A 10,080-nucleotide genomic window follows, 5' to 3' on the forward strand; every position below is an offset into this window, starting at 1 on the left:
TCGCTCTCCTAGTCGGCCTGATCCATCAAGCATCCGGCCGCATGGCGTCACTCCTTCCCTTGCGGAAGCCCAAATGGTTGCTCACGCGCTTGAGAAATTTGACCAAATTAATAAATAGGGATTGTGCGAAATAAAGCCAGCCATGGCGATTTGGATCATAGATAACTGGGGTTATTTCCTTCGCAAGGGCGGGGCGACCCCGCCCACCCACTAGTCGGCCGCGCTGGTGCAGGCGCCGCTTTCGACCTTCGTCAACGTGTCACGTCGTTCGGCATTTCGGTGAGTTACTCGGCAACGTCTGCTATCGCGAACAGCCTCGGGCTCACGTCACACACCGACATGGACGGCGCAAAGCGGCCTATCCTTCAACAACTAACAAATGTCCGCTTAGGCAGACAGGCAACCAAAGCTTTGGAAAATGCCTATCGCCGGGTTGGCAACTCCCACGCCCGATATAGTTCGTTCAGCGCATCAGCGGTGTAGCATTCAGCCGCTGGGAGACCGGATTCTTGGATAATCCGCGAATATTTAACGCTGCTGTTTCGGGTCTTCACCACAATCCAATGGATCATTTCCCACTTAATGCTGTCCCTGGCGCCTTCGAGGTGCCCTGCACGGTCGGCACGGTTGACAAGCGTGCGCTTGAGGTAACGGGCAAAGCGTAGCCAGTGATTGGAGGTAACGAGGATAGCGCCCGTGGCACGGGCAAAGCGCTGAGGCATCAAGCGCGAATAGTTGCCCTCCATCACCCATTGCTCTCCGAGAATTGCCGCATCATGAAGCGCGGCAAACTCTGCCTCCGGACGTTGCTGCCAGTCCGTATTCGGTAGATGGTGAAGCTGATCGAGATGAATGGCAGGAAACCCGAGTTTTTTCGAGAGGGCGACCGCCAGAGTTGACTTACCTGCGTTGGAAGGGCCGAGAACGACGATGCGCTCGCCAAGGGAATGCAAAGGCAGCATGGGACACCGGTCGGAATTTTGAGGAAGCTTCCTATCGCCAGAGTAATCGGAGTTGTCAACCTCAAGTCGCATCGCTCATCATTGACGGAGACCTTTGGTCAGGAAGTTCGATCCGAGATCGTCCTACCATCATTCAGAAGAAAACAAGCGCCCAGTTCGGTTCGAGGTAGAAAGCACCATTCGATATCTCGGAGTAGAGGAGGACAACGCCCTGCGCATTGCCGAGCAGATCGAGTTGTAACCAATAGGCCGTCCGCGAAAGGCGATGGTCACCCTCGCGCCATGAGCTGTCATCAGCAAGTCTGGTGGGAAGCGGCCATTCAGACCACACTCGAACGTTTCGACTGGCGGGGGGAAATGTCGCCCCTCGCTACTGGCATATGCATATCAGATTGCGCTAATATGGTCGCGCGAGAAGAGTGGCTCCGACGCATTCGGAGTAAGTCGAACTGGGAGGTGTAGCGATGCGCCGACGTTTCGCCGCTGCTGCCGTCCTGGTTTGCGCGCTCAGCTTCCAAACTCATGCAGAAGTTGTAATAGGGGCCGCAGGCCCCATGACCGGGAAGCTGTCCTGGATCGGCGAGCAATTGCAGCGCGGCGCAGAGTTGGCCGTGCTCGATCTCAACGCTGAACGCGGCGTGCTCGGCCAGCCAGTACGTCTGGTCATTGCCGATGATTACTGCGACCCCGAGCAGGCCGGTGCCGCCGCCAGGAAGCTCTTGGCAGATAGAGTGGTTTTCGTGGTCGGGCACTACTGCTCCGGAGCATCAATCCCGGCATCGGAGATTTACGAAGCGGCAGGAGTGCTGCAGATATCGCCCGGTTCGACCAATCCGCTTCTGACGGAGCTGGGCCGCGCCAATGTTTTCCGGGTGATTGGCCGCGACGACGCGCAGGGGACGGTTGCAGGGGATTTTCTGGCTGAGCATTGGCGTGACAAGAAGATCGCGATCCTGCACGACAATACGACGTACGGCAAAGGCCTCGCCGAGGAAACCAAGAGGCGGCTGAACACCCGTAATGTCAACGAAGCGATCTACCTTCAGTACGAGCCTGGAAAGAGCGACTATGCGGCGGAGGTTGCAAGATTGCAGGAAGCAGGCATCGACGTGGTCTATGTCGGAGGCTACCACACCGAGGTCGCGCTCATGGCAAGCGCAGCGCGCGATCGCGGCTATCCGGTTCAGTTCATATCTGGCGACGCGATGGCAACCGAGGAGCTGGCGCTGATCGCGGGTCCCGCGGCCGAAGGTATCCTCTTCACGTTTGCCCCGGACCCGCGCCGAAACGCCGAAGCCGCTCCTGTCGTTGCGCGTTTTCGCGCCGAAAACTATGAGCCCTATGCCTACACGCTGCTCACCTACGGAGCGATCCAGGTCTGGGCGCAGGCGGTCGCCAAAGCTGGCTCGCTCGAACTTTCGAAGGTGATCGCGGCGCTTCGAGACGGCGAATTTTCGACCGTGCTCGGGCCGATTGCCTTCGACGACAAGGGCGACCCCACGACACAGAACTGGGTGTGGTACGTTTGGAAAAATGGGGAGTATGTACCCCTAAAGTAAGACTGGCAGACTGCCGGCGCGGCCGGTGAAACCGGGACAATACTGGCAGATAGACTTGTTGCCTCATCAGGATTGGGGTCAATGCTTGACCGTCTCGGTATACGCGGCCGTCTGTTGCTCGTGTTCTTCGCCCTGAGCGCGATCAGCATGCTGTCGACCGCCGCAGCAATCTACGTCCATCTGGAAGTCGGTTCTGTCGTCGAGCGCATCACGCAGCGTCAGACGCCCTCTGCGCTCGCCGCGCTCCAGTTGTCCCGCCAGGCCGAACGGGTTGCCGCCGCAGCGCCGTCCATGCTCGCGGTAACCAGCAAGACGAAGCGCACCGAGGTGTCCGCTGTCATCGCGACCGAGATGGCGCGGCTCGAACAACTGCTCAAGGCGCTCAAAGGTACCACGCTCAGCCGCGAATCCATCACGGAGATCGAAGGGGCGGTTCTTGGCCTGGCGAAAAATCTCCGGACCCTTGACGAACTGGTCGAGGCGAGGCTGACGGTCGTGGCGCGGAAGGAAGAGCTGTTGCGGCGGCTGTCAGCCACGACGACCGCAAGCCTGCGTCTGGTGGCAGCCGGTATTCTGGTCGTGAATTCGAAGGTTTCCGGGTGGCGGGAGGCGATGAGCGGCACGGCTGCGTCGCCCGAGATGCGCGCCACAGCAACAGCGGGCCTTGCACAGGCGGTCGCTGACTACCTGCCGCAGCAGAAAGCGCAGCAGGAGATTGCGATCATCAATGGTGCCCTGCTGAGGGCCGCTAACTCGCCCACGCCGGGGGATCTTGCGTTGGTCGCGTTCCCGCTCCAGCGATCGCTCAGCGGCCTTGAAGCGATAGCCCAAGAAATCGAAGCAAAGTTACGGAGCCGGTTCCAGCAACGTGTGGCCGAGTTGAAGGTGCTGGCTGCGGGCGATAGCGGAATTCCGTCCGCGCGTGGGGATGAGCTGGCCATTCTGGCCGAAGGCGAGAGGCTCGTGGCCGAGAATGAGCGACTCTCCCGCGCTCTGACCACTGCGCTCGACCGCCTTGTGAATGTCGCCGACCGCGAGATCGCCGATGCAGCACGAGAGACGGCGACCGTGCAGACTTTCGGGACCGGAGTGGTTCTCGGTTCCGCCCTTCTCACTCTTGTCAGCTCGGTTCTGATCGTGTGGCTCTATGTGGATCGCAACCTTCTTGCCCGCCTCGCGGCCGTCAGCCAGAGTATGCTCGCCATTGCTGCCGGCAATCTTCGAGCGCCACTGCCCAAGACGGCTGGCGACGAGATTGGCCGCATGGCGGAGGCCCTTCGGCTCTTTCGGGATACGGCGATCGAAGTCGAGGAGAAAAATCTGCGTGACGTGGCCGAAGCACGTCAGCGTCTCATCGACGCGATCGAAAGCATTTCGGAAGGCTTCGCACTTTACGATGCGGAAGACCGGCTCGTCCTCTGCAACAGCCGCTATCGCGAAATCCTCTACCCAGGGATGGATGATGCCGTCGTTTCCGGAGCCGGTTTCGAGGCGATTATCCGTGCTGCCGCTCGACGCGGCCTGATCGAAGATGCGATCGGCCGCGAGGAGGAATGGATCGCCGAACGGCTTGAATCGCATCGCAGTCCGAGCAGAACGCTTGTTCAGCGACGCAACCCGGATCGCTGGATTCAAATCAGCGAGCGTCGCATTTCGGGCGGAGGCACGGTGGCAGTCTACTCCGACGTGACCGAGCTGAAACGGCGAGAGCAGGACCTGTCCGAAAAATCGACTGCGCTTGAAGCGCTCTCAAGCAAACTTGCCAAATACCTCGCGCCGCAGGTCTATCGTTCAATCTTCAGCGGCCGGCAGGACGTCAGGATCGCGAGTCAGCGTAAGAAGCTTACGATCTGTTTCTCGGACATTGCCGGATTTACGGAAACAACCGACAGGATGGAATCTGAGGAGCTTACGCAGCTCCTCAATCAATATCTGACGGAGATGTCGAAGATCGCCTTAGATTTCGGGGCCACAATCGACAAGTATGTCGGCGACGCGATTTTGATGTTCTTCGGCGATCCCGAGACACGCGGTGTCGGGGACGACGCAATTGCCTGCGTTTCGATGGCGCTGGCCATGCAGAAGCGGGTGGGCGAGCTCGGCGACACCTGGCGCAGCATCGGAATAGAGACGCCGTTGCGCTGCCGGATTGGTATCCATACGGACTATTGCACGGTGGGTAACTTCGGCAGCGAAGATCGAATGGACTACACGATCATCGGTGGCGCGGTGAACCTTGCTGCACGGCTTGAGGAGGAAGCGGCTCCGGGAACCGTGTTCATCTCCTACGAGACGTTCGCGCACATAAAGGACCTCATCCACTGTGAGGAGGTGGGGCACATTCGTGTCAAGGGAATAGCATATCCCGTCGCGACTTATCGTGTGATCGATTTCAAGGCCAATCTGACGGCCGCCTGCAGCGCAATTCGAAGTAAGCTGCCACATTTAACGCTGGAGGCAGAACCCGGACTTATGTCAGCCAGCGAGCGCGAAAAGGCTGCCGCGATTCTTCAGGAAACTCTTGACCGGCTTCGTCCCTAGTGTGGTGGATTTGAAGTTCGCACCATTCGAGCAGCGGGTGCCGGAGCGAACTTAAAATCTCAAAAGGCAATAAAATCATTAAGTTACTAGCGTCCTAAGTTCGTTCAGTGCTCGCTGCGAAGTATGACGAACTTCGGAATCAGGACACTAGCTGTGCCTGACATCTCAGGCAGACTTCAATTCTTATTCCGGGGCAGCGTCGCTTTGTTCAAGCTCGTGCTGTCTTCCGGCTGGAAGCGCCGCTTGTCCAAAAGCCGCGAAAGCACATTCGGCTTCCTCTTGCGCGGGACAAGGTCAATATCGCTCACAAGCTTTGCGCCGCCCTCGCGCCGTTCCAATGTGATCTTGCGGCTATGGAAGGCTTCCAGCTCAGCGCGATGCGCCACGCTTATGATGGTGACCTTCGGCAATTCGTGGATTACCATCTCCATCATCTTGTCCTGGCTCTTCTCATCAAGGGCCGACGTTGCTTCGTCCAGTACGATGATATCAGGATCGTGCAGCAGCAGACGCGCAAAGGCGAGCCGCTGCTTTTCGCCACCCGACAATGTCTGGTCCCATGGTGCCTCTTCCTCGATCTTGTCATTCAGATAACCGAGGCCCACCTTCTCGAGGGCCGCCTTGATTTCATCCAGCGTCCAACTATCGGCGGCGCGGGGATATGCGACCGTACGGCGAAGCGTGCCGGAGGGTATGTAGGGCCGTTGCGGCAACATGAACAATCGCCTGTCGGCGTGGAAATCGATGCTGCCATGACCCCAGGGCCAGAGACCTGCGATGGCCCGCACAAGTGTGCTTTTGCCCGAGCCGGATTCTCCAGCCACGAGCACCCGTTCGCCTGGCTCGATCTCGACCTGTGTTTCCTTGACCACGGCAGTGCCGTCGTCGAGCGTTACGGAGAGATCGTCGAGGCACAGCATCGCCTCGCCTTCAGTTTCACCGTGCTTGATGCGCACGAGGGAGTCGCTCGTTTCGGCGCGCTCCAGCCCGTCGAGCGACATCATCAGCGAGGCGACGCGCCGCGCGCAGGCGTTCCAGTCGGCAAGACGCGGGTAGTTATCGACCAGCCATCCGAACGCGCCCTGAACGATGGCGAAGGCAGAGGCAGCCTGCATGACCTCACCCAGTGTCATGCTGCCTTCGAGAAATTTCGGCGCGCAAAGCAGGACCGGCACGACAGGCGCAATCAACATGGACCCGTGCGACACAAGCGTCGTGCGCATGTATTGGTGCGCAAGCAGCGCCCACTGCTTCAGCACAGTGCCGAAGGTCCTGTCGAGGTCGTTGCGCTCCTCCTCTTCGCCGCCGAGCAATGCGATGCTCTCGCCATTTTCGCGCACATGCGTCAGCGTATAGCGAAATTCAGCTTCCACCTGATTCTTGACCTCGGAGACCTCGACGAAATGGCGGCCGATGACGGCCATCGAGGTGGACGTGATCACGGCATAGAGGACCGCTGTGACGACGAGAAAGCCGGGGATCGTGATGGTCGAACCTGCGATCGGGAGCGTCAGAGCTCCGCCGATCGTCCACAGCACCACGATGAAGGTCGAGGCTGACACAAATGCGGAAATGACGCCGGCGAGGAAATCGACCGGGGACTCCGTGGCAATCCGCAAATCCTCAGAGATGCGCGCCTCGGGGTTCTTGTGGTCGCCGCCGATCAGGTTCAACTGATAATAGCGGCCGTTTGCGAGCCAGCGAGCTATAAGCGCGGCCGTCAGCCAGGAACGCCACCGTCGCTGGATCATCATGCGAATGTAGACTTGTATGGTGACCAGGGCGACACTCCCGAGCACGAGCGGTGGGAACACCGCACTCAGGAAATAGACGGTGTGGGCATCGTGTTGCTCTATGGCGTCGAAAATCCCGCGGTTCCAGAGATTGATTCCATACTGGAAGCCGACATTGATACCGATCAGGGCCAACAGCGCGATTGAGCATGGCCATGCGAAGCCGTCGCCGCTGCGGCCCCAGTACCCGCGCGCGCTGATCCAGAAACGCCTGAGCAAATATCTCTTTCGCGCCTGTTCGGTCTCCTCAGGCGTCAGGTTTCGATCGGATTCGCTGACATCAGGCGGCGGCGTGACCTCGACGGTCGATGCCTTCGCTTGGCGCGAGTTCTCGGCACCATGCGGTTTGGCGCCATCGACCGATTTCGAATGAAATTTAGCCTCGCCCATAAGCGCGACAACGGCTGAAAAATCAAAAGGTTTCACGATGCCGACGCCGAGCATTGCATCGTGGGCGTTTGTCGAGAGATTGAGGCGGCCACCATCGCACGCACGGAGAACCAAAACGCCTTCGTTCGAACAGAGCGTTGATCTTAAAAGACCTGTTCACGCCCGGGCCACTTTCCTACCAGCAGCGTGCGGGCCAGCTATTGCCGGTCATCAGGTTAGGCCAACTTGAGGCCTGATTGAGATCTCCTGTGCGTGACGGGACTCTCTTACGCGAACCGGAGCGCCGTTCTCGCGCGCGCCTTTGCCGCTACCTCCTCGCGATCACGAGGAGGTTGAGACGTTTCCAGCGAATCAAGCAGCTCGCGGGCGCATGCCGCGATCGAACTGACCGCGCGCTCGAACGCGACCTCATTGCGCTTCGACGGTTTGGTCGTTCCACTCAGCTTGCGCACGAACTGGAGCGCAGCGTCATGGATCTCCTCGTCCGTCGCTGGCGGATCGAAATTGAACAGGGGTTTTATATTTCGGCACATGACTTGCTCCCGGTCATTTTCTCTTTGCCACTGAGGGGAGGGTGGCCGGCATAGAAAGTAGTCGCGTGAGCGCCAATTGCAACCAGTCCACGGTCGAACCAAGCCCCGCTCGTCGCGGGGCCTTTTACGTTTTACTCAAATTCAAAGGAGAGTACTGCTCTGCGCTGTCTCGTTCCGATTAGTCAGTATAGAAGGTAATGCTGCCGTCAGCCGCCTGTTCCGCGTTGATGACATTGCGGACTCTGACGCCGTCGGCCGCGAGTTTGCGCGTCAGAACCCTGTTGGCCTCGATCGAAGCCTGGATCTGGCGCACGTCCTGTGCCGAACGGTCCGGAGCGGAGCGCGGGCCATATGCGGGATCCCTACCGTGCCAGTTATAGAAAGGCTGGACGAAAAAGTCGTTGCCTTGGAAATTACGGAGCGTCTGTTCGATGCCGCTTGGGCTGTTCATGCCGAAACTTGCCGCGCGGCTGACACCGACAAGCGCAAGACTGGAAAGGGCGGAAACGACAGCGATTTTAGCAACGCGGTTCATGACGATATCCTTTCATCTGCTGAGACGGTCGGCTGTCCTCCCTGCAGGGCACGTCTGCGTTACACATATGGAAATGGGCCCGCCGCTGTGCGGGATCAATGGTTAAACGGCTGGAATAGAATTACAAATTGTTCATTCCTGGACGGAAAACCGCGTTCCGCACTTTTCCTGGAACTGCTCTAGAGGGGCACCATGCCGGTCCCAATGCTTCAGTAGCCGGCGGGAGCCGCGCGATAGGCTTCCCGTCCGGCGACCCAGGTGCGCCGCACCGCGGGTGCAGCACCTTCCGGCCAATCGACCAACACAAGATCCGCCCGCTTGCCGACTTTGATCACGCCGCGATCGGAGAGCCCGGACGCGCGCGCCGGATTGTCGGAAACGAGTGGCCAGAGCGCATGAAGCGGTGCCACGCCATCGGCCTTGAGCCTTGCCAGACCGAGCAGCATCGCCGGATAGTAATAGTCGGAGGCGAGAATGTCGCAGAGGCCTTCGCGAATCATATCGGCGGCACCGATCGAAGCGATGTGGCTGCCGCCCCGCGTCGCATTCGGCGCGCCGAAGACGATAAAGTCGCCAGCCTCGCGGGCGGCCCGCGCCACCCTCTTGTTCATCGGGAATTCGCTGATCCGCGCGCCGCGGACGCGGAAGAAATCGCGCGTTTCGATCTGGCTGTCGTCATGCGACAACATCGGTGCGCCGGCGGCCTGGCCGAGGGCTGCCACTTCCTCGATCGCAGCCGGCACCTGCGGCCGGCGCTCCCACATGTCGCGGACGAGCGCGACCATGTCCGACACCGGGATTTTCGCCCGCTTGGCGCGTTCGGCCATCTTCGCCGCGAATGCAGGCGTTTCGGGATCGACTGCCGGGAAGGCCGGATCAAGGTCAAACGGCCGTTCCTGCAACGGTATCGAGGGATGCAGCATCACCATCGATGTATGGTCGTTGAAGGCAATCGACGGCAGGCGCGGACCGGCAAGCGCCTCGCGGATGAGCTCGACGGCCTCGAAGCAGAAGGTTTCCCAGCGTAGCTGCACGCGATTGTCCACCGTCAGCCGCGGAGCGAGGGCATCGAGCGCGCGGACGATGGCGTAACCGTTTTCGACCGACCGAAGCCCCGGCTCCCAGCTCAACGTCAGGGCGTGATAGGCCGTGGCGATGCCGTTGGCGGCAAGCTGGCGGTCCGTCTCGAGCAGGGCGGGAGCAACGGGGAGCATGGTGCCGGGCCGCGGCATGACCTGACGCTCGAAGGCGTCGCCATGAATGTCCACGAAAGCCGGAGCGAGGAGATGGCCGCGTCCGTCGACAATGTCCGCTCCGTCGCGCGCGCCGTCGATCGCTGTGATCCGGCCGTCTTCGATACGCACGCAAGCGTGCGCCAGACGGTCGCCGAAAACCACGGTCGCACCCTCGATGATCACTGCCGAGTTGTTCTGCATCGGTCTCATTCCGCAAAAAGAAGAGGCGCAGCAGCCAAGTCCGTCGACAGGCTGCGCGCCGCCCGCCGCTTCTAACTACCCGATATGACAGATTTGCGAACGTCGCTGTGCATCGGCATGATTGAGCGACACGTCTGCGGTGGCTATCTTGGCATAGAGGTCGACGATGCGCTGCGGATCACGAAACAGATCGAACTCTAGATGTGACCTTTCAGGAGGTTGTCCAAGTTGTAGCGCGAGATGGCGGTTGTTTGGCGCCGCCGTCGCCCCATCTTGCCTCACCAAGTCAGTTTGCGCATGGAATTGCATTAACTTCATATTGCAACCGCAG

The 10,080-nt window shown here is 59.8% G+C and carries 9 protein-coding genes; 2 read left to right on the forward strand and 7 right to left on the reverse strand.

The window, feature by feature from the left end; all coding sequences use genetic code 11:
- Positions 1–422: 422 nt before the first annotated feature.
- Both AAE029_RS35900 and AAE029_RS35905 read right to left on the reverse strand, forming a co-directional pair.
- Positions 423–962: an AAA family ATPase gene (locus tag AAE029_RS35900; RefSeq protein WP_371077721.1), complete on the reverse strand. Its 540-nt coding sequence runs from the start codon at positions 960–962 to the stop codon at positions 423–425.
- Between the two features lie 133 nt (positions 963–1,095).
- On the reverse strand, positions 1,096–1,293 hold the full coding sequence (locus AAE029_RS35905) for a hypothetical protein (RefSeq protein WP_371077714.1): 198 nt from the start codon (positions 1,291–1,293) through the stop codon (positions 1,096–1,098).
- 133 nt (positions 1,294–1,426) lie between these two features.
- On the opposite strand from AAE029_RS35905, the gene AAE029_RS35910 reads away from it, so the two are divergent.
- Together AAE029_RS35910 and AAE029_RS35915 are read left to right on the forward strand one after the other, a co-directional pair.
- Positions 1,427–2,521 (forward strand): branched-chain amino acid ABC transporter substrate-binding protein, encoded by a 1,095-nt coding sequence (locus AAE029_RS35910; RefSeq protein WP_371077715.1) that lies wholly within the window; start codon positions 1,427–1,429, stop codon positions 2,519–2,521.
- Positions 2,522–2,602: 81 nt separating this feature from the next.
- Complete coding sequence (locus AAE029_RS35915) at positions 2,603–5,062, forward strand: PAS-domain containing protein (RefSeq protein WP_371077716.1); 2,460 nt, start codon at positions 2,603–2,605, stop codon at positions 5,060–5,062.
- Between the two features lie 176 nt (positions 5,063–5,238).
- Here AAE029_RS35915 and AAE029_RS35920 read toward each other — a convergent pair whose 3' ends face one another.
- From AAE029_RS35920 to AAE029_RS35940, 5 genes are all read right to left on the reverse strand, one after another.
- The gene (locus AAE029_RS35920; protein ID WP_371077722.1) at positions 5,239–7,245 is read right to left on the reverse strand and encodes an ABC transporter ATP-binding protein/permease; all 2,007 of its coding nucleotides are present in this window, start codon (positions 7,243–7,245) and stop codon (positions 5,239–5,241) included.
- 266 nt (positions 7,246–7,511) lie between these two features.
- Positions 7,512–7,778 carry a DUF2277 domain-containing protein gene (locus tag AAE029_RS35925; protein ID WP_371077717.1) on the reverse strand — a complete coding sequence of 89 codons (267 nt, stop codon included), beginning with the start codon at positions 7,776–7,778 and terminating at the stop codon, positions 7,512–7,514.
- A 178-nt stretch (positions 7,779–7,956) separates the two neighbouring features.
- Positions 7,957–8,313: a hypothetical protein gene (locus AAE029_RS35930; protein WP_371077718.1), complete on the reverse strand. Its 357-nt coding sequence runs from the start codon at positions 8,311–8,313 to the stop codon at positions 7,957–7,959.
- Between the two features lie 209 nt (positions 8,314–8,522).
- Positions 8,523–9,749 (reverse strand): alpha-D-ribose 1-methylphosphonate 5-triphosphate diphosphatase, encoded by a 1,227-nt coding sequence (locus AAE029_RS35935; protein ID WP_371077719.1) that lies wholly within the window; start codon positions 9,747–9,749, stop codon positions 8,523–8,525.
- Positions 9,750–9,824: 75 nt separating this feature from the next.
- On the reverse strand, positions 9,825–10,080 hold a 256-nt coding region (locus AAE029_RS35940; RefSeq protein WP_371077720.1), incomplete at its 5' end, for a hypothetical protein.

The sequence above is a fragment of the Sinorhizobium sp. CB7 genome (assembly GCF_041357635.1).
Lineage (GTDB): Bacteria > Pseudomonadota > Alphaproteobacteria > Rhizobiales > Rhizobiaceae > Rhizobium.

What these genes read in the sequence shown, in the direction of transcription:
- AAE029_RS35930 (WP_371077718.1), bottom strand. Translation starts at nt 8,313, where the DNA reads ATGAACCGCGTTGCTAAAATCGCTGTCGTTTCCGCCCTTTCCAGTCTT.
- AAE029_RS35920 (WP_371077722.1), bottom strand. Translation starts at nt 7,245, where the DNA reads ATGGGCGAGGCTAAATTTCATTCGAAATCGGTCGATGGCGCCAAACCG.
- AAE029_RS35925 (WP_371077717.1), bottom strand. Translation starts at nt 7,778, where the DNA reads ATGTGCCGAAATATAAAACCCCTGTTCAATTTCGATCCGCCAGCGACG.
- AAE029_RS35915 (WP_371077716.1), top strand. Translation starts at nt 2,603, where the DNA reads ATGCTTGACCGTCTCGGTATACGCGGCCGTCTGTTGCTCGTGTTCTTC.
- AAE029_RS35900 (WP_371077721.1), bottom strand. Translation starts at nt 962, where the DNA reads ATGCTGCCTTTGCATTCCCTTGGCGAGCGCATCGTCGTTCTCGGCCCT.
- AAE029_RS35935 (WP_371077719.1), bottom strand. Translation starts at nt 9,749, where the DNA reads ATGCAGAACAACTCGGCAGTGATCATCGAGGGTGCGACCGTGGTTTTC.
- AAE029_RS35910 (WP_371077715.1), top strand. Translation starts at nt 1,427, where the DNA reads ATGCGCCGACGTTTCGCCGCTGCTGCCGTCCTGGTTTGCGCGCTCAGC.